The 24,604-nt window shown below is 58.4% G+C and carries 36 protein-coding genes and 1 tRNA gene; 27 read left to right on the top strand and 10 right to left on the bottom strand.

Annotation, left to right across the window (positions count from 1 at the left end):
- Nucleotides 1-70: 70 nt before the first annotated feature.
- Nucleotides 71-856: a LexA family transcriptional regulator gene (locus C8K58_RS19120; RefSeq protein ID WP_108574087.1), complete on the top strand. Its 786-nt coding sequence runs from the start codon at nucleotides 71-73 to the stop codon at nucleotides 854-856.
- A 43-nt stretch (nucleotides 857-899) separates the two neighbouring features.
- Here C8K58_RS19120 and C8K58_RS19115 read toward each other — a convergent pair whose 3' ends face one another.
- Entirely contained in the window at nucleotides 900-1,241 is a 342-nt protein-coding gene (locus C8K58_RS19115; RefSeq protein WP_108574086.1) for a hypothetical protein, read from the bottom strand.
- 467 nt (nucleotides 1,242-1,708) lie between these two features.
- On the opposite strand from C8K58_RS19115, the gene C8K58_RS19110 reads away from it, so the two are divergent.
- The 24 genes from C8K58_RS19110 (at nucleotide 1,709) to C8K58_RS19010 (ending at nucleotide 15,858) form a co-directional block, all read left to right on the top strand.
- A complete protein-coding gene (locus C8K58_RS19110) occupies nucleotides 1,709-1,915 on the top strand; it encodes a hypothetical protein (RefSeq protein ID WP_108574085.1) in 207 nt (68 codons plus the stop codon).
- Between the two features lie 976 nt (nucleotides 1,916-2,891).
- On the top strand, nucleotides 2,892-3,068 hold the full coding sequence (locus C8K58_RS32435; RefSeq protein WP_158277081.1) for a hypothetical protein: 177 nt from the start codon (nucleotides 2,892-2,894) through the stop codon (nucleotides 3,066-3,068).
- A 23-nt stretch (nucleotides 3,069-3,091) separates the two neighbouring features.
- The gene (locus tag C8K58_RS19100; protein ID WP_256592531.1) at nucleotides 3,092-3,529 is read left to right on the top strand and encodes a hypothetical protein; all 438 of its coding nucleotides are present in this window, start codon (nucleotides 3,092-3,094) and stop codon (nucleotides 3,527-3,529) included.
- Nucleotides 3,526-3,717, top strand: coding sequence for a hypothetical protein (locus tag C8K58_RS19095; protein ID WP_108574082.1), 192 nt, complete (start codon nucleotides 3,526-3,528; stop codon nucleotides 3,715-3,717). Before C8K58_RS19100 ends, C8K58_RS19095 begins: the two co-directional genes overlap by 4 nt.
- Nucleotides 3,714-3,851: a hypothetical protein gene (locus tag C8K58_RS32430; protein WP_156179858.1), complete on the top strand. Its 138-nt coding sequence runs from the start codon at nucleotides 3,714-3,716 to the stop codon at nucleotides 3,849-3,851. Before C8K58_RS19095 ends, C8K58_RS32430 begins: the two co-directional genes overlap by 4 nt.
- A 280-nt stretch (nucleotides 3,852-4,131) precedes the next feature.
- The gene (locus C8K58_RS32425; protein ID WP_158277080.1) at nucleotides 4,132-4,281 is read left to right on the top strand and encodes a hypothetical protein; all 150 of its coding nucleotides are present in this window, start codon (nucleotides 4,132-4,134) and stop codon (nucleotides 4,279-4,281) included.
- Nucleotides 4,282-4,324: 43 nt separating this feature from the next.
- A complete protein-coding gene (locus C8K58_RS19090) occupies nucleotides 4,325-5,434 on the top strand; it encodes a hypothetical protein (protein ID WP_108574081.1) in 1,110 nt (369 codons plus the stop codon).
- Nucleotides 5,435-5,444: 10 nt separating this feature from the next.
- Nucleotides 5,445-6,203, top strand: coding sequence for an ERF family protein (locus tag C8K58_RS19085; protein ID WP_218279007.1), 759 nt, complete (start codon nucleotides 5,445-5,447; stop codon nucleotides 6,201-6,203).
- A 6-nt stretch (nucleotides 6,204-6,209) separates the two neighbouring features.
- On the top strand, nucleotides 6,210-6,827 hold the full coding sequence (locus C8K58_RS19080; protein ID WP_108574218.1) for a lambda exonuclease family protein: 618 nt from the start codon (nucleotides 6,210-6,212) through the stop codon (nucleotides 6,825-6,827).
- Entirely contained in the window at nucleotides 6,824-7,417 is a 594-nt protein-coding gene (locus C8K58_RS19075) for a hypothetical protein (protein WP_108574080.1), read from the top strand. Before C8K58_RS19080 ends, C8K58_RS19075 begins: the two co-directional genes overlap by 4 nt.
- Before the next feature lie 69 nt (nucleotides 7,418-7,486).
- Complete coding sequence (locus C8K58_RS19070) at nucleotides 7,487-7,798, top strand: hypothetical protein (protein WP_108574079.1); 312 nt, start codon at nucleotides 7,487-7,489, stop codon at nucleotides 7,796-7,798.
- Between the two features lie 57 nt (nucleotides 7,799-7,855).
- Nucleotides 7,856-8,467: a DUF1566 domain-containing protein gene (locus C8K58_RS19065; RefSeq protein WP_108574078.1), complete on the top strand. Its 612-nt coding sequence runs from the start codon at nucleotides 7,856-7,858 to the stop codon at nucleotides 8,465-8,467.
- A 79-nt stretch (nucleotides 8,468-8,546) separates the two neighbouring features.
- Nucleotides 8,547-9,167, top strand: coding sequence for a DUF1566 domain-containing protein (locus tag C8K58_RS19060; protein WP_108574077.1), 621 nt, complete (start codon nucleotides 8,547-8,549; stop codon nucleotides 9,165-9,167).
- A gap of 54 nt (nucleotides 9,168-9,221) precedes the next feature.
- Entirely contained in the window at nucleotides 9,222-9,578 is a 357-nt protein-coding gene (locus C8K58_RS19055; RefSeq protein ID WP_108574076.1) for a four helix bundle protein, read from the top strand.
- 212 nt (nucleotides 9,579-9,790) lie between these two features.
- Nucleotides 9,791-10,951 carry an RNA-directed DNA polymerase gene (locus C8K58_RS19045; RefSeq protein ID WP_256592530.1) on the top strand — a complete coding sequence of 387 codons (1,161 nt, stop codon included), beginning with the start codon at nucleotides 9,791-9,793 and terminating at the stop codon, nucleotides 10,949-10,951.
- A 43-nt stretch (nucleotides 10,952-10,994) separates the two neighbouring features.
- On the top strand, nucleotides 10,995-11,918 hold the full coding sequence (locus tag C8K58_RS19040; RefSeq protein WP_108574074.1) for a DNA cytosine methyltransferase: 924 nt from the start codon (nucleotides 10,995-10,997) through the stop codon (nucleotides 11,916-11,918).
- Nucleotides 11,915-12,226, top strand: coding sequence for a DUF4406 domain-containing protein (locus C8K58_RS19035; protein ID WP_108574073.1), 312 nt, complete (start codon nucleotides 11,915-11,917; stop codon nucleotides 12,224-12,226). The genes C8K58_RS19040 and C8K58_RS19035 overlap by 4 nt, the downstream gene beginning before the upstream one ends.
- Complete coding sequence (locus C8K58_RS19030) at nucleotides 12,223-12,543, top strand: hypothetical protein (RefSeq protein ID WP_108574072.1); 321 nt, start codon at nucleotides 12,223-12,225, stop codon at nucleotides 12,541-12,543. The genes C8K58_RS19035 and C8K58_RS19030 overlap by 4 nt, the downstream gene beginning before the upstream one ends.
- A 116-nt stretch (nucleotides 12,544-12,659) precedes the next feature.
- Nucleotides 12,660-13,028: a hypothetical protein gene (locus C8K58_RS19025; protein ID WP_108574071.1), complete on the top strand. Its 369-nt coding sequence runs from the start codon at nucleotides 12,660-12,662 to the stop codon at nucleotides 13,026-13,028.
- The gene (locus C8K58_RS19020; RefSeq protein WP_108574070.1) at nucleotides 13,025-13,240 is read left to right on the top strand and encodes a hypothetical protein; all 216 of its coding nucleotides are present in this window, start codon (nucleotides 13,025-13,027) and stop codon (nucleotides 13,238-13,240) included. Before C8K58_RS19025 ends, C8K58_RS19020 begins: the two co-directional genes overlap by 4 nt.
- 410 nt (nucleotides 13,241-13,650) lie before the next feature.
- Nucleotides 13,651-14,148 carry a hypothetical protein gene (locus C8K58_RS19015; protein ID WP_108574069.1) on the top strand — a complete coding sequence of 166 codons (498 nt, stop codon included), beginning with the start codon at nucleotides 13,651-13,653 and terminating at the stop codon, nucleotides 14,146-14,148.
- A gap of 36 nt (nucleotides 14,149-14,184) precedes the next feature.
- Nucleotides 14,185-14,340 carry a hypothetical protein gene (locus C8K58_RS32420; protein WP_158277079.1) on the top strand — a complete coding sequence of 52 codons (156 nt, stop codon included), beginning with the start codon at nucleotides 14,185-14,187 and terminating at the stop codon, nucleotides 14,338-14,340.
- An 82-nt stretch (nucleotides 14,341-14,422) separates the two neighbouring features.
- The gene (locus C8K58_RS32740) at nucleotides 14,423-14,809 is read left to right on the top strand and encodes a hypothetical protein (protein WP_223817938.1); all 387 of its coding nucleotides are present in this window, start codon (nucleotides 14,423-14,425) and stop codon (nucleotides 14,807-14,809) included.
- A complete protein-coding gene (locus C8K58_RS19010) occupies nucleotides 14,695-15,858 on the top strand; it encodes a tyrosine-type recombinase/integrase (RefSeq protein ID WP_256592537.1) in 1,164 nt (387 codons plus the stop codon). The genes C8K58_RS32740 and C8K58_RS19010 overlap by 115 nt, the downstream gene beginning before the upstream one ends.
- A gap of 79 nt (nucleotides 15,859-15,937) precedes the next feature.
- On the opposite strand, the gene C8K58_RS19005 is transcribed toward C8K58_RS19010, so the two are convergent.
- The 9 genes from C8K58_RS19005 to thrS all read right to left on the bottom strand — a co-directional run bounded on the left by C8K58_RS19005 (nucleotide 15,938) and on the right by thrS (nucleotide 23,394).
- A tRNA-Pro gene (locus C8K58_RS19005) sits at nucleotides 15,938-16,014 on the bottom strand.
- A 90-nt stretch (nucleotides 16,015-16,104) separates the two neighbouring features.
- The gene (locus tag C8K58_RS19000; protein ID WP_003174972.1) at nucleotides 16,105-16,461 is read right to left on the bottom strand and encodes a MerR family transcriptional regulator; all 357 of its coding nucleotides are present in this window, start codon (nucleotides 16,459-16,461) and stop codon (nucleotides 16,105-16,107) included.
- Nucleotides 16,442-16,744 carry an integration host factor subunit alpha gene (gene ihfA / locus C8K58_RS18995; protein WP_002553164.1) on the bottom strand — a complete coding sequence of 101 codons (303 nt, stop codon included), beginning with the start codon at nucleotides 16,742-16,744 and terminating at the stop codon, nucleotides 16,442-16,444. Before ihfA ends, C8K58_RS19000 begins: the two co-directional genes overlap by 20 nt.
- A gap of 3 nt (nucleotides 16,745-16,747) precedes the next feature.
- Nucleotides 16,748-19,126, bottom strand: coding sequence for a phenylalanine--tRNA ligase subunit beta (gene pheT / locus C8K58_RS18990; protein ID WP_108574067.1), 2,379 nt, complete (start codon nucleotides 19,124-19,126; stop codon nucleotides 16,748-16,750).
- A 26-nt stretch (nucleotides 19,127-19,152) separates the two neighbouring features.
- Nucleotides 19,153-20,169, bottom strand: a complete 1,017-nt coding sequence (pheS, locus tag C8K58_RS18985) for a phenylalanine--tRNA ligase subunit alpha (protein WP_017737822.1) — start codon at nucleotides 20,167-20,169, stop codon at nucleotides 19,153-19,155.
- 109 nt (nucleotides 20,170-20,278) lie between these two features.
- A complete protein-coding gene (gene rplT / locus C8K58_RS18980; RefSeq protein WP_003174975.1) occupies nucleotides 20,279-20,635 on the bottom strand; it encodes a 50S ribosomal protein L20 in 357 nt (118 codons plus the stop codon).
- Nucleotides 20,636-20,665: 30 nt separating this feature from the next.
- A complete protein-coding gene (gene rpmI, locus C8K58_RS18975) occupies nucleotides 20,666-20,860 on the bottom strand; it encodes a 50S ribosomal protein L35 (protein WP_002553160.1) in 195 nt (64 codons plus the stop codon).
- A 60-nt stretch (nucleotides 20,861-20,920) separates the two neighbouring features.
- The gene (gene infC, locus C8K58_RS18970; protein ID WP_015884933.1) at nucleotides 20,921-21,472 is read right to left on the bottom strand and encodes a translation initiation factor IF-3; all 552 of its coding nucleotides are present in this window, start codon (nucleotides 21,470-21,472) and stop codon (nucleotides 20,921-20,923) included.
- Nucleotides 21,472-23,394 carry a threonine--tRNA ligase gene (gene thrS / locus C8K58_RS18965; protein WP_108574066.1) on the bottom strand — a complete coding sequence of 641 codons (1,923 nt, stop codon included), beginning with the start codon at nucleotides 23,392-23,394 and terminating at the stop codon, nucleotides 21,472-21,474. Before thrS ends, infC begins: the two co-directional genes overlap by 1 nt.
- A gap of 367 nt (nucleotides 23,395-23,761) precedes the next feature.
- Between thrS and C8K58_RS18960 the strand changes: the two genes are divergently transcribed.
- Both C8K58_RS18960 and C8K58_RS18955 read left to right on the top strand, forming a co-directional pair.
- Nucleotides 23,762-24,076: a hypothetical protein gene (locus C8K58_RS18960; protein ID WP_027604109.1), complete on the top strand. Its 315-nt coding sequence runs from the start codon at nucleotides 23,762-23,764 to the stop codon at nucleotides 24,074-24,076.
- 289 nt (nucleotides 24,077-24,365) lie between these two features.
- On the top strand, nucleotides 24,366-24,578 hold the full coding sequence (locus tag C8K58_RS18955; protein ID WP_003234260.1) for a cold-shock protein: 213 nt from the start codon (nucleotides 24,366-24,368) through the stop codon (nucleotides 24,576-24,578).
- The last annotated feature ends 26 nt before the right edge of the window (nucleotides 24,579-24,604 follow it).

Below are 24,604 nucleotides of genomic sequence, written 5' to 3'. Positions count from 1 at the left end.
CGCCGGTATTGTTCGCAGTCAATACCGGCGATATTGGTTAAGCAAATACCGTGGGTAATACCATCAGCGAATGAAAAAAGACTCCCGACGGCTTCCGTTATCCGAATGGCAGCTGCAAGACAGCGCCCGACTGAAATCCCTGTTCCAGGCCAAGCGCGGGGAGCTCAAGCTCACCCAGGAAAAACTTGCTTCAGAGTTGGGTGACGGTGTCACCCAGGGCGCTGTCAGCCACTTCATGAACGGCCGAACCGCGTTGAGCGTGAATGCGGCGGTTGTATTTGCGAAAGCGCTCGGCGTGCCAGTTTCGGAGATAAGCCCAACGCTGGCGACCCAGATCGAAAAAATGTCTCAGGCGCTTCCTGGGAAATTCGCACAGCAGCCAACTGACGGCCGCACTCCTCCGCGCAGCTTCGATCTGAAGGATGAGCCTGGGTACACTGGGGTCCTACAGTTGACAGCGCGCGGCTCGACGGGAGGCGGAGATGACAATCCGCACGTAGAGATACGCGGCGTCATGGCCTTTAAGTCGGCGTGGCTCCGCGCCAACAACCTCAACCAAAAACACCTGGATGTAATCTACGCCAGCGGTAACAGCATGGAGCCGACGATCAATGATGGCGACGTGCTGCTGGTGGATGAGTCGAGGGTGGATCCGAAGGACGGTCAGATCTTCGCGATGCAGAGCGAATCGAAAGGCACGATCGTGAAGCGCCTGGTGAGGTCTGACTTCGACGGATGGATCATCCGAAGCGACAACCCTGACAAGGCGCGCTATGGCGATGAGACGCTGCGCGACGGGGAGATAAACGAGATCCGCATTATAGGGCGCGTCGTTTGGCGTGGCGGGATGCTATAGAAACAGAAAGGCCCGGACATGCACCGGGCTTCTTATTTGCGGCCTATTCCACTCGCCGAATATCAACACCAGACACATAGTCTGCCGCGCGATGCTTGGCCGCTTCCTCGCAGTTGATAACCCCACCAAGCCCACGAGCTACTTCCCACCCATCTATGTACAGCCTGTTGACCGCGATACTTTTGATTCCTAAAAAAGTCTTTACCGCTTCACCCGGTCTCATCCATCCACGAAAGTCGCCAGCGTTCATGCCGGACTTGAAATCCGTGCATCCTGATGACCATATAAAAGCGGCATCATCGTTGGCGTCCTGCTGCGTGTAGCCGAATGCTAACCCGGGCGCGCCAAGCATCGATAACACACCCACCATCGCAATCCGATTCATTGCTACCTCCACTCGCTGATTGGTCCGATTGTAGCAGCACTTCCCTCTCCATCCAGGCCGCTATTGAGCGGCCTTTTTTACCCCCAATGAAAAATACATGACCGGCGGTATTGACCCCATACAATACCGGAGGTATTGTTCACCCATCGCAGCGACTTACCAGGGACTGCGAAGGGCCTCACAGCCCGCCGCTCTTTAACAGCACGGGAACCTCGCAGATCGATCCCCAGCAATGGGCACAGCGCGAGCAATAAATTCGATCTCCACGCCAGCTCTGGAACTGGCCGTGCTCACCAGATGTGAGTACGCGAAACCACGCAAGCCAGCCAGGAAGAACACCGGACACGAAATGTGTGACCTGGCCAGAGATATGAATCGGGCGATGCGCGTGGTGGAGAGGAAGCACCCACAGATTTACTGATGCCGCTTCTATGAGGCGGCATTGGAAATCAACGGAGGGAACAGAAATGGCTCAATTCAACATTGATAACAACAGAACCCTCAACAAGCGCGTTGAGTGGCTGGCGATCCCGGAAGACGGCGAACTGGCACACGACGTCATGAGCATGGTGAGGCAGGCAGCCATCGACAAGTTCGGCGCCGGAGTTTTCTTCAACCACTGGGAGCATGTGGTGGCAAGCAACGGCCACATCACTGTTCGGATGTATGCGTGACAGGCAGCATCACTTCTGCACCTTCGCGACAGGGTGCAGCGGGATGGCGAAGGCCTACGGAAATGGGCGAACTACACGTATGAACCCCATACAAAAGTAATGGTGACGTGGAAGTCCGGTGCAAGCCCGGGCCCGAGCACCTGGTACTCCCCAGCACCAGGCCGCATCGGAATGTGATTTGTTTGCCCCGCAATGGGTGGGCCCAGAAATGGGAAGCCGGAGCGGAGGAATATGGGAGGCGAAAGCCAGCAAGCCGGGCAGCCCAGACCGGACGACAGATCACACCCCGATGCGGACGAAACTGCGGCCTATAACCGCCCACCTGCATCACCGCAACAAGCAGATGAATGCCCGGGCTGACGGGCAAGTGTAAGACCTGAGGGATCGCGGGAATCGTGGCCGGTAGAGTGAGTAAGCGCCCAGATGGCCACGGCGAGTCCAAGAATAAGCGGCTGAAACCTTCGCCCCGGTGAAACTCCGGTGTCACTAAGGCCGCTAATAGTCGTGCCGGGATCAGCTCCGGTCATCTGCATCACCGGCGAATAGCTCAACCCGCATTGCGCAGGGTCAGCGCCAACCTGGTATTGGCGAGCTACCTTGATCTGGCACAAGCGCCGTGACAGCCGGGAAAGACCGGCGCCCAATCTCATAGGTGGCCACTGCCTTCCCAGTGAGCGAACAACGGAGGGTAACCATCATGGACTAGCCAACCAGCTGCCCGACGCCTCATGCGCCCGGCAGGCTTGTACGTAAAGAGGAAAAAGCCCGGTTTCGACTGGGCTTTTTTACGCCTCGCCTCTACCCGTCAGCACTCCCCGGCGCCCATCGGCAAACAGCCGTGCGTGAGTGTTGACGAATACAGGTGAACCAACGAATGGAGAGAGTCATGAACGAGTCAAGCAAGTCGCAAGCTACCGAGTCGAACTACAACGACCCAAAGCCGACCTACGCCTAACCCCAAACACTGGAGGTCGCCATGAGCGAAAAGAAATGCGAAGCCGATCATAGCTGGCGTCGTGTAAGCCAATGGCGCAGCGATCCGGGCGCCGTCAGTGGAACGGTTCACTACAGCTACCTGGAATGTCGGGTGTGTGGTGAAGAAGACCACAGCCATCCGAATCCAGAATCCTACGAATGTGCACCTGAAGATTAAAACCCGCCACCCTGGAGGCGACCATGAACGCAGCATTGAAGATATGCCAAGAGCGTTACGACGCTCAGTTGCCTCCAGAGATCAGCGAGGCGAACCCAGAACAGGAATGGCTGGAACACGCAGCTGAACAGTTGGTGTGCGGTATGGACATCAAATGGAAGCGCCGCTACGGCCAGCCGCAGGTGGTGACGTTCGACCGGTTCTGCACTTACCTGCAGGGCCACCTGAACCAACGCCAGATCGATGGCTTGGACGAGCGAGATTCGTTCGCCCGCCTCTTCCTGTCGGCGATCATCGGCGGCCAGGCAGATTCACGCGGACACGCTGCCGACTTGATCGGGCAGCCCCGCCCCATCGAAGCCGCAGAGCGCATCGCTATGGACCTGCTCAGGCCCTATGCCGCCGACGCAGTAGCATCGGAGCGGGAAGCGGCAGAAGACGACGTGGATGCCGACCTATGAGCCCTCACATCCTCATTGATGAAGCGCTCGAGGCTCTGGAGCACCCCGCCAGCGAGCCCGGCGCCCAGCGCATCGTCCTGAACATGATCACCAACATGCTCACCGGCAACGCCATCACCAACGAAGAGTTCGCCCACTACTGCCAGCGCCTGCTGAAAATCACCAGGCACCGCAAGGAGGCTGCATGATCGCAATCATCGCCCGAAACCACAAAGCACTATCACAAGCCCTGCACCGTCAGGGCTTTTCTTTGGTCGCGGATCTTCCTACGCGGGTTCGCATCACTCAGCGGCGCGGCATGCTGATTGCGAGGGTGTCATGAGCCGAAAGAATCGCCATTACTACTACGCGGATGCCCGATATCAGAAATCCGGAACAATGCAGTGCTGTGCGTGTGGAAAGAAAATCACCGAAGGCCCTTACCGTTATCACGAAACGACAGATGCCTACGTTTCGTGTCACCGATCCTGCTGCCCTGAAGATCCGAAGTGGTTAGCGCTCGATCAGGAAGAGCAGGCATCGATTGAGCGACGGCGACTGTTTGAAGCGGATGTGCTCGCCTTTTACGATAAGTGGGGGGCGCCCGATGAAGAGGATTTCATGTGCATCGTAAGCTGCAGGCCGCACCAGTCATGACCACCCGCCAGCGGCACCGGCGCCGCGCCATCCGCGCTCTGTCGGCCATCGTTGGTCTGACCTTCCTCACCATCGTATTCCTGGGCCCCGCCATCGGTGGCCTGATCACCCAATAACCAACACCTTCAATCGCTGCGAGCATCGCGGCAGGGAGTCACCGTGTCCGCAGAAACTCAACTGGCCGTCGTGCCGCCGAAAGAAACCGCTCTGGCCGTGTTCAGCACCGTTAAAGGCCTGGATCCTTGGCTTGAACAGGTGCGTGCCAAGGTCGACGAATTCAAAAAAGTGCTTCCTGATCTCAAGACCCGCAAAGGCCGGGAGGCTTATGCCTCGATGGCGCACCAGATCGCCAAATCGAAAACGGCACTCGAAGCGGTAGGCAAGGAAATCTCAGCAAAACAAAAGGAGATCCCGAAGCTGATCGACGCCGAACGTAAGCGCGTATGGGACACCCTGGAGTCATGGCAGAAGGAAGTCCGGCAGCCGCTGGATGATTGGCAGGCGGCCGAAGATGCTCGCGTTGCCAAGCACGAGGAAGGAATCCAGCAGATCAAGGACATGGCTCTGTTCGGGGAAACACCTCCGGCGTCCGTAGTTGCCCTTGTGATCGACGACCTCGAAGCTGTCGAAATCAACGATGCCTGGGAGGAGTTCGTGGCTGAAGCCGCCCAGGCGAAGGACCAGACCCTGGCGAAGTTGCACGCCCTGCACGCCGAGCGCACCCAGTACGAGGCCGAACAAGCCGAACTGACTCGCCTGCGCCTGGAGAAGGAAGCCCGCGACAAGAAGGACAACGAGGATCGCATCGCCCGCGAAGCAGCCGAGGAAGCAACACGCAAGGCCGAGGCAAAGGCCCAGCAGGACCGCGAAGCCGAAGCACAGCGCGTCCGTGATGAACAGGCGGCCGCCGAAAAGCGGGAGAACGACCTGAAATTGCAGGCAGCCGAGTCTGATCGCCGCGCCGAGCAGGCAAAGCGTGAGCAGATCGAGGCTGAGCAGCGTGCCGAGCGCGAGCAAGCTGCCGCCGTCGAACGCCAAGCGGCAGCAGTTGAGCAGGCCCGCCAAGACGAGATCGCCCGCGCCAACGCGGCAGCAGACGAGATCCTGCGTCAGCAGCAGGCACGCCAGGCTGACGTAGCGCACAAGTCGAAAATCCTGGGCGAAGCCAAGCAGGCTTTAATCGGAATGAACATCAGCGAAGAGCTGGCAAAGGCCATCGTCCTGAAGATCGCACGTGGCGAAGTTCCCCACATCACTATCCAATTTTGAGGCTATAGCCATGTCGCAAGAAATCATCATGCCGCTTGAACGGGATCGCCAAATGGCCGCCCAGCCAGCGCAGGAAATCAGCATGTTGTCGACCATCAGCCGGCTTGCCCTTGATCCTCGCTGCGACATGGACAAGCTGGAGCGCCTGATCAAGCTTCAGGATCGAATGGAGGCGAAGAGCGCGCTGGAGGCATTCAACGCTGCGTTCGCTGAAATGCAGTGCGAAATGCCTTCTGTGGAAAAGCGCACCGAGAACACGCACACCAAGAAGATGTACGCCGACCTCGACGACATCAACTACGCGGTGCGCCAAGTCATGGCCAAGTTTGGCTTTGGCGTGTCGTTCAAGATCGTCAACCAAGCCGCTGGCGTGAGCATCACCGGCATTCTGATGCACAAGGCCGGGCACCGCGAAGAAACAACCATGGTCCTGCCGCTTGATATTGGCGCCGGGCGAAGCGCTGTGCAGTCGGTGGGATCGACCACCACCTACGGCAAGCGCTATGTCATGTGCGCCCTACTCAACATCACCAGCGGCGACGACAACGACAATGATGGCTATGTAGAGCCGTCTGATCAGCTCGTAACCCCCGCCCAAGCAAGGCAGGTTCAGGCTCTTCTGGATAAATGCAGCGAGGCTGTTCACGCCAACTTTGAAAAGATGTACGGCGACCCAGGCCAGATTGCAAAGTCAGCGTTTGACGGCGTGGTGGCAGGGCTAAACAACTCAATCTCGAAAGCGGCCAAGGCCGCGCAGCAAGCGGGGTAATTGACCATGCAGATCATCACAGAAGTTGAGCAAAGCTCGCCTGAGTGGCTGGCTCTGCGCCTGGGTATCGTCACTTGCTCTGAGCTGGAGTGCTTGCTTACAAATGGCAAGGGGGAGGCTGGCTTCGGTGTCGGCGCATTCAGCTACATGAACACGCTGATCGGCGAGCGCATCACCGGCGAGGCTGCTGACCCATTCATGGGAAACCGGCACACCGAGCGCGGCCACGAACTGGAAGGTGTCGCCCGCAAGCTATACGAGCAGCGTGAGGAAGTCGAAACCAAACAAGTGGCGATCATCCTCAACCACGGCGCCGGCTATTCGCCTGACTCGCTCGTCGGTCCTGCGGGCCTGACGGAAATCAAAACCAAACTTCCGAAATTCCAGGTCGAAGTGATCCTGTCGGGCGAGATCCCCAAAGAACACGTCGCCCAGTGCCAGGGCGGACTATGGGTATCGGAACGCGAGTGGATCGACTTCGTTTGCTACTGGCCAGGTATGCCGATGTTCGTCAAGCGCGCCTACCGGGATGAAGCAATGATCCGCAAGATCACCGAACGGGTTAAGACCTTCTACGAAATCCTTGAAGATCGCATGAACCAAGTACTGGGGATCGCAGCATGATCAGCATCCTACAGAACGAAGTAGAGCGCCTTCGTCCAGCATCCGACGAACTAGCCGCCCAGGTCGCTGAGTTTGTGGCGGCCGGTGGCGAGATTGAAGAAGCCGCGCCGTACAACTACAAGCCCAAGCCGATCACCTACAGCACCCAGATGCCGCCGGCGCCCAAGCCGTTTGTACGGCGCCGGGTTGAGGCAGCTCCCCTACCCTACGCCCCGATCAACGCACGCGCCGACAAGCGCACAAAGATGATTGAGAAAGTGGCCGAGCTGGCAGCCAACCATACCCAGAAACAGGTCTCCGAAATTCTCAAGGTTAGCCGCCGAACCCTCTGCGGAATTACTCAAGAGTTCGGCATCAAGTTCAAAAAAGCGGTACGCGGTGGCAATCAGGACACTGAGCGTCAAAAGCAGATGGAAGAGCGAGATGCGCAGTTCGCTGAACGCATCAGGGCATTCATGGAGTTGGGCATCACTCGTCGCCAGTGCTGCGGGAAGCTGGCAATCGGCAACAAGGCCTTCGAGCGCATCATCGCCGCCCACGGCATCGCCTATCCCAAAGCGCGGCGTGGCAGCACCTCATGCGCCGCATAGCCCGCATCCAGCAACGCAAACGTCAAACCTGGCTCGCACTGCCGGCCAGCGGAATAGAAGAGGTAGGCCATGGCTGCCGCGCAGAAAGAACGATCAGCAAAGACTGCGGCGAGGCGAAAGACTCGCGGCGAGGAAGAGTTGCGACTCCACACCATGGCCGGCACTCGCCAGGCCTTGGCTGACCTGATGGCCTGGAATGGCATCGAGGAACAGGGCGAGGCTATGACCTTGATGATTCACCACCTGCACGGCCTGGGCCCAGCAGGATCGGCCCAGTTCCTCGCGCCGCCGCGACACAGTTATGAAATACCCGAAAACGTGTCGGCAAAACTGCAACTCGCCTACAACCGCGAATCCCTTCGCATCTGCCACGACGAATAACCAACCCTACTCGCTGCATCCGTTAACCGGAGGGCGGCGCCTATCTGAGGTAACCGCATGAAAACCGAAATGATCACCCTGAAGCACGGCGACGTGTCTATCAAGATGCCATCCAGTGCTCTGGCAAAACTGGCGATCGCCAGCGTGTTCGCCCAGGTGCTTCCTCCGGCGGCGAATGTGCAGCCAGTAGCGCCTTCCACTATCCCGGAGATCGGCCAACCGTGGCCGGGCCAGGGTGGGCTCAATGGCGGTTTGGTTCACGCTCGCGGTGACGTGCCAGCGCACTACCTGATCATCGCTGCAACGGACGTTGGTAGTCTTGAGTGGGGCGGCCGCGGAGTCGAAGTGAAGGGCCTCAGCAAGACCGACGGCTACACCAACACCCAGGTGCTGATCGGTAACGATGACGAGCGCGAGTATCCAGCAGCCAACGCCTGCGCTGAGTATCAGGCCGATGGTCACCATGACTTCTATCTGCCGGCCGCTGCAGAGCTGTACCACAGCTGGGTGAACTGCCCCGAGGTGTTCGCCAAGGACTGCTATTACTGGTCATCTTCGCAGCGCTCAGCCTACTACGCATTCAGCATGGGCTTCGATGATGGCTATCAGAACGACCTCGGCAAGGACTACGAGCTCCGTGTCCGCCCCGTCCGCAGATTCTTTATTTAATCCTTCATTCATTCGTTCTTGATCCGGCACACCAGGGCGCACAGCGCCTTTTTTGTTGCCTTAGAAAAGAGGAATCATCATGTCCGCAGTTGAGAAATCAGCACTAGCAGTAACCACCCCGGCTATCGGCCAGGCTTACGGCGGCGGTTTCGTCACCGGCATTACCCGCGACCCGGCCACCGGCAAGCGCTCCCTGCATATCACTGCCGGTGCTGAGCACGAGCTGGTCGGTGAATGGGGTAAGTATGGCGAGAAGATCGAAGGTGCTGACAGCTTCACCGATAGCCTGGCGAACACCCAGGCTATGGCGGCGGCAGGCAGCGAGCTGGCAGCCAAAGTACTGGCCCTGGACATCGGGGGTTTCACTGATTGGGCGATCCCGGCGCGCGACGTGCAAGAGCTGCAATATCGACACTTCAAGCCGACCACCGAAGAGAACTGGGCGAACTCACGCAACGGTGACAACCCGCACAGTGAACCTGTAGGCCAGCTGTACAGCGAGGAAGACCCACTGCAAACCGTGCACGAAGCCTTCCAAGAAGGCGGCGCCGAAGAGTTTCGCGACACATGGTACTGGTCGAGTTCGCAGCGCTCAGCCGACAGCGCATTCATCATGGGCTTCGATGATGGCGGTCAGCTCAGCTACGGCAAGAGCTACGAGCTCCGTGTCCGCCCCGTCCGCAGCGAACTTATTGATTAATTCGCTTATTTAATCCGGCCGCTTGCGGCCGGTTGCTCTTGGAGAGCGAGCCACATGGCAATGCATACGGAACTTGCGATCTACAAGGCTTCGATGGGGCTGCTGCATATGGCTACAACGATGACCCGGAACATCCCCCGCGACCTCAAACAGTCACTCGGCAAGCGAATGATCGACGAATGCATCGAAGTGCTGATGCTGATTGCACGTGCTAACGCAACCCAGGATAAACGGCCACACCTGACCCTGCTGGTCGAGAAGGTGCAGGTCGTCGAGTTCCTGATGCGGCTCTTCAAAGACAACCGCTTTATCAGCATCCCGCAACACGCCCAGGCAATTGAGGTAACGGCTTCAATCGGCAAGCAAGCAAACGCCTGGAAACGCTCAACCCCAACCGCGCCCGCCACCTGAAGGTTACGGCTTTCTGGTCTGTGCGAATTGAATCTGGTCGTGCCGCTGACCTGATAGGTCACCGCCATGCGCATCAGAGATACCGCCGGTCTAAAGCGTCCGGGCAGGTCTCGCGCAGTTTCCTTGCTGATCGGCTATGCCTTCGGCTCGGCGACGTAGATAGCACGATAGGTCGCAGCGCTCAGCCAACAACGCATTCAACATGAACTTCGATGATGGCAATCAGAACAACAACGACAAGAACAACGAGCTCCGTGTCCGCCCCGTCCGCAGATTCGACTTTGGGTCCGTACCCGTTTCAGGATCTGGTCCAGGCCTATTACGACTGCCGGCGCACCAAGCGCAACAGCGACAGCGCGCTGGCTTTCGAAATCGACCTGGAGCGGAACCTGATCCAGCTACACGACGACCTGGTTGCCGGCACCTACCGGCCAGGCCGATCTATATGCTTCGTGGTCACCCGGCCGAAAGCCCGCGAGGTGTGGGCAGCAGCCTTTCGGGACCGCGTCGTCCACCACCTCATTTACAACCATGTGGCACCGCGCTTCTACGCCAGCTTCATAGCGGACAGTTGCGCATGCATTCCGGGGCGCGGCACGCTTTACGCCGCTACCCGGCTTGAGTCGAAGATACGGAGCGCCAGCGAGAATTGGTCGAAGCCACTTTTCTACCTGAAGTGCGACCTAGCCAACTTCTTCGTCGCCATCGATAAGGCTGTGCTGCGCAAGCAGCTGGAAGCCAGGATAACCGAACCTTGGTGGTTGGCCCTGGCCACGCAGATCCTCATGCACGACCCGCGCGAGGATTACGAGACCCGCAGCCCGGCGCACCTTTTCAACCGGGTGCCGCAGCATAAGCGCCTGGTGGCTCAGCCCGCGCGCCTCGGCCTACCGATCGGCAACCTGTCGTCTCAGTTCTTCGCCAACATCTACCTCGACGCCCTGGACCAGTTCGCAAAGCACACGCTGCGCGCCAAGCACTACATCCGGTACGTAGATGACTTCGTGTTCCTGCATGAGTCGCCGCAGCAGCTCAACGAGTGGCTGGCCCAGGTCGAAGCGTTCCTTCCCCGGCTGGGCGCGAAGCTGAACCCCACAAAGACGATCCTGCAGCCGGTGGATCGCGGCGTCGACTTCGTTGGCCACGTCATCAAGCCCTGGCGGCGAACCACTCGCAAGCGATCCCTGGCCCAGGCGCTGAAGCGAACCGCCGCGGCGCCGGCCGAGGATCTGCGCGAGACCGCCAACAGCTATTTCGGCCTGCTCAGCCAGGCCAGCCACAGCGAGAAAGACCGAGCCGCCCTGGCTCGCGTCGTGTTGAAGCGCGGCAACAGCGTCAATGCGGCGCTGACCAAGACCTTTCAGAAGAAATAACTCACCTCTTTTTACCAACTCACGCCACTGGCGAGGATCCCGCATGCAAACAGCAATCGACTTATTTTCAGGATTCGGCGGATGGACGCGCGGCGGGAAAGAAGCAGGGCTCAACGTCCTATGGGCTGCCAACCACTGGCCAGCCGCCGTGGAGTGGCACACCAGGAACAACCCGGACACGCACCACGTCTGCCAGGACCTGCATCAGGCTGACTGGTCACAGGTGCCAAAGCACGACGTGATGCTGGCCTCCCCTTGCTGCCAGGGCCACGCTAAAGCCCGCGGCAAAGCCGCCGGTAATCCCCAGCACGACAACTCACGATCCACTGCCTGGGCGCCGGTGGCAAACGCAGAGGTCAACCGCCCCGACTTCGCCGTCATCGAAAATGTGCCGGAGTTCATGGACTGGATCTTGTACCCGGCTTGGGCAGATGCGATGCAGCGCCTTGGCTATTCGCTGGCCCCGCATATCGTGGACTGCGCCGACCTCGGCGTGCCTCAGCATAGGGTTCGCCTGTTCATGGTCTGCTCCCGCAGCAAGGCTCCGCTTCACCTACAGCTCCAGCAACACCAGCATGTACCGGCCAGCGAGATTATCGACTTCAATGCAGGCAAGTGGTCGCCGATCGTGAAGCCCGGACGTGCCGAATCAACGCTGGCTCGCGTGAAGAATGGTCGGGATCGGTTCGGCGAACGGTTCGTGATGCCCTACTACGGCTCTGGTTCTGGGCTCACCGGGCGCAGCCTGGACCGCCCGATCGGCACCATCACCACGCTGGACCGATGGGCAGTTGTCGATGGTGAACGGATGCGCATGATCACCGCCGACGAGGCCATGGCCGCGCAGTCCTTCCCGAAAGACACGCTGCGCCCGGACAACCACCGACTGACCATGCACATGACTGGCAACGCGGTGCCGCCGCTGGCGGGCCAACGCATCATTCAAGCATTGATGGAGGCAGCATGAAGCGCATCTACCTGAGCGGCCCCATGACCGGCCTGCCTGACCTCAACTTCCCGGCATTCGCCGCAATGACCGATAACCTCCGCGCCGGCGGCCACACCGTCACCAACCCGGCCGAACTCAACCCGGACGGCGGCTCCTGGAACGACTGCATGCGCCGCGACATTGTCGCCCTGATGGAATGCGACACCGTGGCCACCCTGCCCGGCTGGGAGCATTCAAAGGGTGCCCGCCTGGAAGTCCTGATCGCCGAACGCCTCGGCATGACGGTTGTGAATGCCCATGATCTGGTAACGAGGGAGGCTTTATGAGCACTCGAAGAGAAGGCGGCCATTGCGCCACTCACAAGAGAAACCATTGGGATGGATGCCTGGATTGTTCCCTTGCCCGCGAAGATGCCCTGCAACAGCGCCTGACCGCAGCGGATGAGCGGGCGGATGTGCTGGAGGGGTTGTTGCGGCGCGTTGTCGAGTCTTCCGTGCTGAGTTTTGAGCAGGACGCGCCCGAAAGCCTGGAGTCCCTTGAGGCGGACATCTGCGCCGCACTCAAGCCGGCGACCGCCGGGGATTGCCATCACGGCTACACAAGCATTCTTGAGTGCCCGGAATGCGGAGAGCCATACCAATGAAAGCCCAACTCCCCGCCTACTGCTGGTGCCTGCTGGCACTGGCACAACTGATTTGCTGAAACCTCTGTAACCCCTCCCCCTTCAAAGTCAGCCGCTATAGCGGCAAGGACGAAGTCATGCCCGAAGAAAGTGTAGCGGCCTGGTCTGGCGAAGGACCGCCGCCGGCCGGAACCGTTTGTGAGGTCGATGGTTCGGCCGGCGAAACTGGATTCGCCACGTGCACCGTCCATTACTCATCCAGCGACGTGATTGTCTGGCAGCACCTCGGCTCTGACGTCGAGCACTGCGCCTATGTTGGCGAGCGCGAGTTCCGCCCGAACGGCGCAACTGCTGAGCAGCAGCGGCAGAACCTGGCGCGCGAGCTGTTCGAAACCATGATCCCCAGTGAGCTCCGTTGCTTACCTTGGGAAGGTATCCATGAGAATGCCCGGCTCGACTTCCTCCGGGCAATCGACGCTGGGTACCGCAAGCAGGTGACGCCATGACCCTCCGCCAGCGGATCATCATCTACATGAGTGGCCCGGACGGTAGCCGGGATAACTGGTTCTGCACCTGGTGGTTCCGGTTCCATATCGAGCCGTTCACCACCAAACAGATCCGCCGCGAGTTGGAACTGATGAAGCGCGAAGGCCTGGTCGAGTCGGATCACAGCCAGACGAACAACACCAAATGGAAACTGGTCGAGGTGACGCCATGATCGCCACCCTCTGGTTCGCCTACGTCTTCATCTACAAGGGGCCAAGGCCATGAGAGTTGTTCGCCGTTTCGTAGAGGATCCTGCCGCCCAGTATGGGTTCCGTTCTGTATCGGCGACCTATGAGGAGGCAGAAAAGATCACAGGCTTTCGCCTCGACCGCCGCGTCAACTACTCGATCAACCAGGAAGGCGAGGTAGAGCAGGAAAGCTGGTGCACTTTGGATTGCTCCGGGTGTAGCTGCGGTTGCGAGGGCGGTTGCAGCTGTGGCCCGTCCACGGGTTGCAGCGAATGCGGCTACACCGGAAAGCGCCGGCACTACTTTGGATTTCCGCCCTCCCCGCCAGAACGCAAGAACCCCTAACCCCAATCCCCCTACATGCCTGCCGGTGAGCGGCGGGCGAGGTATTCCTATGTCCGAAGAAAAGAATGCGTTCCGCGAAGCCGCTATCGAGGCGATCTCGGATATGGCGCAACACCTGCCGCTTGACTGCGAACTGCTGGTGGTGGCCTGCCGCCCAGGCGAGAAAGACTTTGACCTGGTGCTGCCTTCGCCTGAGTCGAACTTGAACAACACCCTCGACGCGCTTCGCCGTAACGGCCTGAGCATCGACGGCGACAACGCCTACAAGCGCGATTTACTCGATTGCGCGGTCGGCGCCATGGCCTTCGGTTCGCAGGGCAACAATCAGCCACCCGCTGGTCATTGGGGTCAGCGCTTCTGGGATATCGGCCGAGGTGAAGCCGAGGCTCGGGAAGAGTTGATAGCCGCGCTGAAGCTGAACCGCGAGAACCTGCGCGCCTGCCAGGCAACCATCCATCTGTGCGGCGGTTTTGACCCTGCCTATGTGAACGATGCCCAGGCCGCGATGAAGGTAGCAGACGAAGCCTTGGCCAAGTTTTCCATATAACCCACCTTCTGCCGCCCAGCGCGGCAAGGACACCCCATGACCATCACCAAAATAATCAAAGGCCCACACCGTTTTGGCGGTTATTGGTGGGTTATCGCGGACTGCAGCGGCACCAAGCAGCACATGTCTTTCCGCACAGAACATCAGGCACGCCAGATCGCCGTAGGGCACGACAGCGTGACCATCCACTGAACATTCTGCCGCCGCACGCAGAGTAAATCTTCACCATGAACATCATTAAGACGCTGCCCAGCATGGGCGGCAGGAGGAAGGTATGGGCGCTCAACAGCTGATCCCGCGCTTCATTCGAGCCAAAGAGGCTCCGGGTTATCTGGGCATGTGCCGGGCAATCTTCGACGAGACCGTCAGACCCTTCGTCAGCGAGTTCCCAATCGGCGGGCGTGGCGTCGGGTTCGATCGGCAAGAACTGGACGACTGGGCCACGGCATACGTCGAGGCCAAGGCGATTGATAAAAAAGGCGCAACGGAGCAACAATCGCCCCGCAGCGAGCGCCAGAAAGGAGATAAATCATGGCGCGAAAATCGATCACAGGCCTCTCCCAAAGGAAAGGTATCTGGCATATCGACAAGAAAATCAACGGAGAACGACTTTACGAAAGCACTGGAACTGGTGACCGGGAAGAAGCGGAGCGCTACCTGATCTACAGGTTGGAGCAGATCCGGCAGCAGAAGGTGTACGGAGTGAAGAAGGTCAGGACCTGGCGGGAGGCGGCAACTCGCTTCCTGCTGGAGTTCAAAGACCAGCCGTCCATAAAGCTGTCGGCGCACCACCTTTCGCAGCTCGACCCATTCATTGGCGACATGCCGCTGACCCACATCGATGACCAGGCCCTGGTGCCGTTCATCAAAGACAGGCTGGCGACAAAGAAGCTGGAATGCGGGAAGGTAAAGAAAGGCGTCAGCAACAGAACGGTGAACATTTCGATAGAGCGCGTGGTTCGGGTTTTATCGTTGTGTGCCAGGAAATGGCGAGACGATGAGCGCAGGCCTTGGCTGGATAGCGTGCCGATGCTCACGAAGCTGGAAGAGAAGAAGTCGAGCCGCAAGCCGTACCCGATGTCATGGCCGGAGCAGTCGATTCTTTTCGGGGAGTTGCCGGCCCACCTGCAAACGATGGCGTTGTTCAAGGTGAACACCGGCACACGTGAGCAGGAGGTTTGCAAGCTGAGGTGGGATTGGGAGATCACGGTACCGGAACTTGGCACCAGCGTATTTCTGATACCGGCCGACTTTGGAGGGCGGCATGAGCGCTCAGGTGTTAAGAACGGTGACGAGCGGCTGGTGGTGCTGAACAACGTGGCCAGGTCGATCATCGAGAAGCAGCGTGGCATCAGCAAGGAATGGGTTTTCCCTTACAACGGCACCGCGATGCACCGCATGAACGACTCAGCCTGGAAGAAGGCGCGGGTGAGAGCAGCGAAACTCTGGCAGGAGGAAAACCTTCGCCACGCTCACCCAGGTTATGCATCCATCAGGATCCATGACCTCAAGCACACGTTTGGCCGCCGGTTGCGTGCAGCAGGCGTAACCGAGGAAGACCGCAAGGCCCTGCTTGGGCACAAGAACGGCAGCATCACCAGTCACTACTCGGGCGCTGAACTCGGGCATCTGATCGAAGCTGCGAACATGGTATCAGCAACCGATTCTCGCGGACCGGTCCTGACAATTTTGAAGAGGAAGCAGGCGTGAAAAATAGAGAAGTCACGCAAAAGTCACGCACATGAAAAAGGCCAATGCTGTGAACATTGGCCTAACTCACTGAAAAATATGGTCGGGACGGAGTGATTCGAACACTCGACCCCTAGCACCCCATGCTAGTGCGCTACCGGACTGCGCTACGCCCCGACTAGGCGTGTTACTGGGTTCGCTTCGCAACGAAGCGATCAGGAATATACCGCAAGCTTTTGAAATGTGGAAGTATTTTAAAAGCCTGAATCATTTCTTCAAAACCACCAGCACATCTTCCAGTTCGGAGATCATCTGGCGGATCAGTTGCTTGTACTGGGTGGTGTCGTCTTTGGCTTCATCACCGGACATACGCTGGCGCGCGCCGCTGATGGTGAACCCCTGATCGTAAAGCAACGCACGGATCTGTCGGATCATCAGCACATCCTGGCGCTGATAATACCGACGGTTCCCGGTGCGTTTGACGGGGTTGAGTTGAGGAAACTCCTGCTCCCAATAGCGCAGCACGTGCGGTTTTACCGCACAAAGCTCGCTGACTTCACCAATGGTGAAGTAGCGTTTGCCTGGGATGACGGGTAGCTCGTCGTTATGACTTGGTTCCAGCATAAGCCTCAACTCGGGCCTTCAACTTCTGCCCTGGACGAAAGGTGACCACACGGCGAGCCGTGATCGGGATTTCTTCTCCCGTTTTTGGATTGCGGCCAGGCCGCTGGCGTTTGTCCCGCAGATCAAAATTGCCGAAACCGGACAATTTGACCTGTTCGTTGTCTTCCAGAGCGTGTCTAATCTCTTCAAAAAACAGCTCGACCAATTCCTTGGCCTCGCGCTTGTTCAGACCCAACTCTTCGTACAGACGTTCCGCCATCTCAGCTTTCGTCAAAGCCCCCATACGTCACTTCCTTAACGTGGCGTTCAACCTTTGTTCGAGCGAGGTGAGGATATTTTGTGTCGTGGCATTCACCTCATCGTCATTAAGAGTGCGCGATGGATGCTGCCAGGTCAAGCCAACTGCAAGGCTTTTTCTATGCGGATCAATGCCTTTACCCTGATAGACGTCAAATAGCCTGAGGTCTGTCAGCCATTCCCCTGCATTTTCACGGATTACATCCAGAACAGCAGTAGCGGCGACTTCACGATCGGCGATCAGGGCCAGGTCACGACGCACTTCAGGGAAGCGCGACAACTCGCTGAATTTAGGCATCTTGCCCGAGGCCACCTCGGCCAGCACCAGTTCGAAGACGAAGACCGGGCGGTCGAGACCAAGGGTTTTCGACAGTTCCGGGTGGATGGCGCCGACGAAGCCCACCAGACGACCCTCGCGTTCGATACGCGCAGTCTGACCTGGGTGCAGCGCCGGGTGGTTGCCTGGCACAAATGTGAAGTCGTCCAGTGCACCGGCAAAACCCAGTACCGCTTCCACGTCCGCTTTAACGTCGAAGAAGTCCACGGCATCCCGGCCTTGCGCCCAGCCTTCCGGCAAGCGGCTGCCGCAAACAACACCGGCCAGCATCGGCTCTTGCTTCAGGCCGTCGAGTTGACCGACAAACCGCAGGCCGCTTTCGAACATGCGCACGCGGTCTTGCTGACGGTTCAGGTTATGGGAAAGGGCTTTCACCAGGCCTGGCCACAGGGATGAACGCATGGCGGCCATGTCGTTGGAGATCGGGTTGGCCAGCAGCAGCGGCTCGACGCCCGGATTGAACAGCTCGAACTGCTTGGGATCGATGAAGCTGTAGGTCACCGCTTCCTGATAGCCACGGGCGACCAGCAGACGACGCAGCTCAGGCAGGTGCGCACGCGCTTCTGCCTTGGGTTGCGGCGCCAGGCGCGCTTGCGGGTAACGAACCGGCAGGCGGTTGTAACCGTACAGGCGAGCCAACTCTTCGATCAGATCGACTTCCAGGCTGATATCGAAGCGATGGCTTGGCACTTCAACATGCCACTGCCCTTCCCCACCCGCAGAAATGTTCAACCCGAGGGCCGACAGCAGTTGTTCGATTTCAGCCGGGGCGATGACCAGGCCAAGCATTTGCTCAACGCTTTTGGCGCGCAGGGTGATCGGCGCAACGGACGGCAGATGCTGTTCGCTGACAATCTCAGTGATCGGGCCGGCTTCGCCACCGGTGATTTCCAGCAGCAGGCCAGTGGCGCGCTCCATGGCTTCACGGGCGAGCTTCCAGTCCACACCGCGCTCATAGCGATGTGACGCATCGGTGTGCAGGCCGTAGGAGCGGGCCTTGCCAGCGATAGCAATCTGGTCGAAGAACGCACTTTCAAGGAATACGTCGCGCGTGGTCGCGGACACACCGCTGTGCTCGCCCCCCATCACACCGGCAATCGCCAGGGCGCGGGAATGGTCAGCGATCACCAGGGTGTCGGCGCGCAGGCTGACTTCCTGGCCGTCGAGCAGAACCAGCTTCTCGCCTTCTTCGGCCATGCGCACGCGAATGCCGCCATTGATTTCAGCGAGATCGAAAGCGTGCAGCGGCTGGCCCAGTTCAAGCATCACGTAGTTGGTGATATCGACGGCCGCGTCGATGCTGCGCACGTCGGCGCGACGCAGGCGCTCAACCATCCACAGCGGGGTTGGCCTGGACAGGTCGACGTTGCGGATCACACGCCCCAGGTAACGCGGGCAGGCGTTTGGTGCCAGTACTTCGATCGGTCGCACTTCATCGTGCACCGCAGCCACTGCGGCCACCACTGGACGAGTGACTGGCGCGTTGTACAGCGCGCCCACTTCACGTGCCAGGCCAGCCAGGGACAGGCAGTCGCCACGGTTCGGAGTCAGGTCGACCTCGATGCTGGCGTCTTCCAGCTCCAGGTAGACGCGAATGTCCTGGCCCACTGGCGCATCGCCCGGCAGTTCCATCAGGCCGTCGTTGCCCTCGCCTACTTGCAGCTCCGCCTGGGAGCACAGCATGCCGTTGGACTCGACGCCACGCAGCTTGGCTTTCTTGATCTTGAAGTCGCCCGGCAGTTCGGCACCGATCATGGCGAACGGGATCTTCAGGCCCGGGCGCACGTTAGGCGCTCCGCACACGACCTGGAACGTTTGTGCGCCATTGCTGACCTGGCACACACGCAATTTGTCAGCATCGGGGTGTTGCTCGGTGCTCAGCACCTCGCCCACCACCACACCACTGAAAACACCGGCGGCCGGCGTAACGCTATCGACCTCAAGACCGGCCATCGACAGACGCGCAACCAGCGCATCGCGATCTACCTGCGGGCTTACCCAGCCGCGCAGCCATTGTTCACTGAATTTCATCCTGCTCTCCTAAAGATTCGTTACGACTAGCGAAATTGCGCGAGGAACCGCAAGTCGTTGTCGAAGAACAGACGCAAGTCGTTCACGCCGTAACGCAGCATGGCCAGACGCTCAACGCCCATGCCGAAGGCAAAGCCCGAGAACTCTTCCGGATCGATCCCGGACATGCGCAGCACGTTGGGGTGAACCATGCCGCAGCCCATCACTTCCAGCCAGCCAGTCTGCTTGCAGACGCGGCAGCCTTTACCGCTGCACATCACGCATTCCATGTCGACTTCTGCGGATGGCTCGGTGAACGGGAAGAATGATGGACGGAAACGCACCGCCAGCTCTTTCTCGAAGAACACTCGCAGGAACTCTTCGATGGTGCCCTTGAGGTCGGCGAAGTTGATGTCGCGATCAACCAGCAGGCCTTCGACCTGGTGGAACATCGGCGAGTGGGTGATATCTGAGTCGCTACGGTACACACGGCCTGGGCAGACAATGCGGATCGGCGGCTTGTTCGCTTCCATGGTGCGGACCTGTACCGGCGAGGTATGGGTGCGCAACAGCATGTTTGCATTGAAATAGAAGGTGTCGTGCATCGACCGGGCCGGGTGATGGCCTGGGATGTTGAGCGCCTCGAAGTTGTGATAGTCGTCTTCGACCTCAGGGCCTTCGGCAATGCCGTAGCCGATGTGGGTGAAGAACTGCTCGATGCGTTCCAGAGTCCGGGTGATCGGATGCAGACCGCCCGAGGCCTGGCCGCGACCAGGCAGGGTTACATCAATGGACTCGGCGGCGAGTTTGGCCGCGAGATCGGCCTCCTCCATGGTCGCCTTGCGCGCATTGAGCACCTCTGTGACACGCTCCTTGGCAACGTTGATCAGCGCGCCGACTTGCGGGCGCTCTTCAGCCGGCAAATTTCCCAGGGTCTTCATCACCTGAGTCAATTCACCCTTTTTGCCAAGGTAGTGAACCCGGATTTGCTCCAGGGCATTGATATCTTCAGCGCTTTGCACAGCCTCAAGAGCTTGAGCGACGAGCGCGTCCAGGTTTTCCATGTACAGACTCCAGATACAAAATAGGGGAAGAGCTTGAAGGCTCTTCCCCTATTTATGACGTTTACCACCTTGGGCTACAGGCGCAGCCCAGGGTGACTGTCGGGGGTACTTAAGCCAAGGTGGCTTTAGCTTTCTCGACAATCGCAGCAAACACCGCTTTTTCGTTCACGGCCAGTTCAGCCAGAACCTTACGGTCGATTTCGATGGACGCTTTTTTCAGGCCAGCGATGAAACGGCTGTAGGACAGACCGTTAACACGTGCACCAGCATTGATACGAGCGATCCACAGAGCGCGGAACTGACGTTTTTTCTGACGACGGTCGCGGTAGGCGTATTGGCCTGCCTTGATTACCGCTTGCTTGGCAACACGGAATACGCGTGAGCGTGCGCCGTAGTAGCCTTTAGCGAGTTTCAGAATTTTTTTGTGACGTTTACGGGCAATGACGCCACGCTTTACACGAGCCATGAGTTACTTCCTCTATTCTTGATCCAAAAATTAACGAAGGCGCAGCATGCGCTCGACTTTTGCCACGTCAGACGGATGCAGCAAGCTGCTACCGCGCAGTTGACGCTTACGCTTGGTCGACATTTTGGTCAGGATGTGGCTCTTGAAAGCGTGCTTGTGCTTGATACCGTTAGCAGTTTTCAGAAACCGCTTAGCAGCACCACTTTTAGTCTTCATCTTTGGCATGTTCGGATACTCCGCATTCAGTTGATAAACATAATCAGAAGGCCTGCCGTGCCCTGTTGATTACTTCTTCTTTTTCGGGGCGATGACCATGATCAGCTGGCGTCCTTCCATCTTAGGATGCTGTTCGACCGAACCGTACTCGAGCAGGTCAGCTTCAACCCGCTTGAGGAGTTCCATCCCCAGCTCCTGGTGGGCCATCTCACGGCCGCGGAATCGCAAGGATACCTTGGCCCTGTCCCCATCACTCAGGAAACGTACCAGGTTGCGCAGTTTTACCTGGTAATCCCCTTCCTCCGTCCCTGGACGAAACTTGATTTCTTTTACTTGAATCTGCTTCTGGTTCTTCTTCGCCGCGGCAACCTGCTTCTTCTTTTCGAAGATCGACTTGCCGTAGTCCATCACCCGGCAAACGGGTGGGATTGCATCGGCGGAGATTTCCACCAGGTCCAACTTGGACTCTTCTGCAATACGAAGCGCTTCATCAATCGAGACGATGCCAATCTGCTCGCCGTCAGCGCCAATTAACCGAACCTCGCGTGCCGAGATATTCTCGTTGATCGGGGCTTTCGGTGCAGCTCGTTTATCTTGTCTCATTTCACGCTTAATAATAATTACTCCGAATCTGGGCGACCACGCCGGGAAACCGCTTGCGCGAGGAACTCAGCGAACTGGGCGACGGGCATCGAGCCCAGGTCAGCACCTTCACGAGTACGCACAGCGACAGTCTGCATCTCGACTTCCCGATCTCCGATAACCAAAAGATAGGGAACCTTGAGCAAAGTATGCTCGCGGATTTTAAAGCCGATCTTTTCATTTCTCAAGTCGGACTTGGCACGAAATCCGCTTTCGTTGAGAGTTTTTTCAACTTCAGCAGCAAAATCCGCCTGTTTATCAGTGATATTCATGATCACTGCCTGAGTCGGAGCCAGCCACGCAGGGAACGCACCCTCGTAGTGCTCGATCAGGATACCGACGAACCGTTCGAACGAGCCGAGGATCGCCCGGTGCAGCATAACCGGGTGTTTACGACTGTTATCTTCGGAGACGTATTCGGCTCCCAAACGGATCGGCAGGTTAAAATCGAGCTGCAAGGTACCACATTGCCAGACACGGCCAAGGCAATCTTTCAACGAGAACTCGATCTTCGGCCCGTAGAAGGCCCCCTCACCCGGCTGCAGATCGTACGCAAGGCCCGCACTGTCTAGCGCTGCGGCCAGGGCCGCTTCGGCGCGATCCCACAGCTCGTCGGAACCGACGCGCTTTTCCGGACGAGTGGACAGCTTCATCTCGACTTCGGTAAAGCCGAAATCACGATAAACGTCCATGGTCAGCTTGATGAACGCGGCGGATTCGGCCTGCATCTGCTCTTCTGTACAGAAGATGTGGGCGTCGTCCTGGGTGAAGCCGCGCACACGCATGATGCCGTGCAGCGCACCCGATGGCTCGTTACGGTGGCAGGCACCGAACTCGGCCAGGCGCATCGGCAACTCGCGATAGCTCTTCAGGCCTTGATTGAACACCTGCACGTGGCATGGGCAGTTCATCGGCTTGATGGCGTAGTCGCGGTTTTCCGACTGGGTGGTGAACATATTGTCGGCGTAGTTGGCCCAGTGCCCGGATTTCTCCCACAGGCTGCGATCAACGACCTGCGGGGTCTTGATCTCCAGGTAACCGTTGTCGCGCTGAACCTTGCGCATGTACTGCTCGAGCACCTGGTACAGGGTCCAGCCGTTCGGGTGCCAGAACACCATGCCCGGCGCTTCTTCCTGGAGGTGGAACAGGTTCAGGCGCTTGCCGATCTTGCGGTGGTCGCGTTTTTCGGCCTCCTCGATGCGCTGGATATAAGCGGCCAGCTGCTTCTTGTCAGCCCAGGCAGTGCCGTAGATGCGTTGCAGTTGCTCGTTCTTCGCGTCGCCGCGCCAGTAGGCACCGGACAGCTTGGTCAGCTTGAACGACTTGAGGAAGCGCGTGTTCGGCACGTGGGGACCACGGCACATGTCGACGTATTCTTCGTGGTAGTACAGGCCCATGGCCTGCTCGCCCGGCATGTCTTCCACCAGGCGCAGCTTGTAGTCTTCGCCACGCGCAGTGAACACGTCGATCACTTCGGCGCGCGGGGTGACTTTCTTGATGACGTCGTAATCTTTTTCGATCAGGGCGTGCATGCGCTGTTCGATAGCGGCCAGATCGTCCGGGGTGAAAGGACGCTCGTAGGCGATGTCGTAATAAAAGCCTTCGTCGATGACCGGGCCGATCACCATCTTCGCAGTCGGATACAGCTGCTTGACCGCATGGCCAATCAAGTGCGCGCAGGAGTGGCGAATGATCTCCAACCCCTCTTGATCCTTGGGCGTGATGATTTGCAGGCTGGCATCGGAGGTGATCAGGTCGCTGGCGTCAACCAGCTTGCCATCGACCTTGCCGGCCACGGTGGCCTTGGCCAGGCCAGCACCAATGGATGCGGCGACCTCGGCTACGGAAACCGAATGATCGAATGAACGTTGACTGCCGTCGGGAAGAGTAATAGTTGGCATGGCGCCTCCTCTCCTAGTGGTGACCCCTACCAAAGGTCACGTGGGTTGGGATGAGCCAGTACAAGATCCAACACCAGGCCGTTCAGTGATGAACGCCTGCCTTACAGCGGCAGGAGCCTTTCGGCCAACCGATAATCGAACCACAGTGACTGGAGTGAGCTGAAAATAAACATGGCAAGGCGGCAAATGGCGCGCCCGGAATTAGCCAGGCCGAAGATGCTAGCACAGATGAACGGTCATCGCGCCGGCAGTATCCGCTGCAAAGACAAATTCCAGCCTTTATAGCTGCAAAAGTGAACTTGAGCTGTACGCCACACCTCAAACCCACTGAGAATCGCCGTTCGTCCTCGAATCAAAGGAGCATCCCATGATGCGTTTTACCTCGACCCTCGCTTTCGCCGCTACCCTGAGCCTCCTTTCCCTCGGCGCGCAGGCTGCCGCTCCATCCAATTGGCCAGCCGGTGCCCGTGACAGTTTCGTCAGCGACTGCAGCGCGGCCGCCAGCCAGAACGTAGACGTCAAGACTGCCAAGGCCCACTGCGAATGTGGCGCCGACAAGATCAACGCCGAATTGAGCACTGCGGAAATCAAGGAGCTCATGACTAACCAGAACGCCAGCCCGGAGCTTAAAAACAAAGCAGTCGCGGCTATTTCGTCCTGCAAAGTCGTGAAGAAAAAGTAAGACCGGCCTGGGATCAGACGACCGTTTTGCCAGGAAAACAGCCCGAAAACTGCCATTTCGCACAAATTACGCAGCTTTTACGGCTTTTTTTACCAGCTGATATTTCACGCCGAAGCCCCGTAGATCGGGGCTTTCAGCCGACACAAGTAGCAAACGCAACGCTATTGATTAGCAAACAATGCCTTGGGGGGGCTCCCAAGCCGAACATTTCGACTATGATAGCCCGGTGTGCCCAGTTGGCCTGAGCAGCACAGCACTACTGAAAATATATGTTTCTTGGAGATACACCATGTCTAATCGCCAAACCGGCACCGTTAAATGGTTCAACGATGAAAAAGGCTTCGGCTTCATCACTCCTCAAGGTGGCGGTGACGACCTGTTCGTACACTTCAAAGCTATCGAAAGCGACGGTTTCAAAAGCCTGAAAGAAGGCCAAACCGTTTCCTTCGTGGCTGAGAAAGGCCAAAAGGGTATGCAAGCTGCACAGGTTCGCGGCGAGTAATTCTCCGCTGAGCTAAAAAAACCCCG

Source organism: Pseudomonas sp. GV047, assembly GCF_003058245.1.
Classification (GTDB): Bacteria; Pseudomonadota; Gammaproteobacteria; order Pseudomonadales; family Pseudomonadaceae; genus Aquipseudomonas; species Aquipseudomonas marginalis.
Note: the sequence above shows the minus strand (reverse complement) of the source record. Positions and strands in the feature narration are given on the sequence as shown.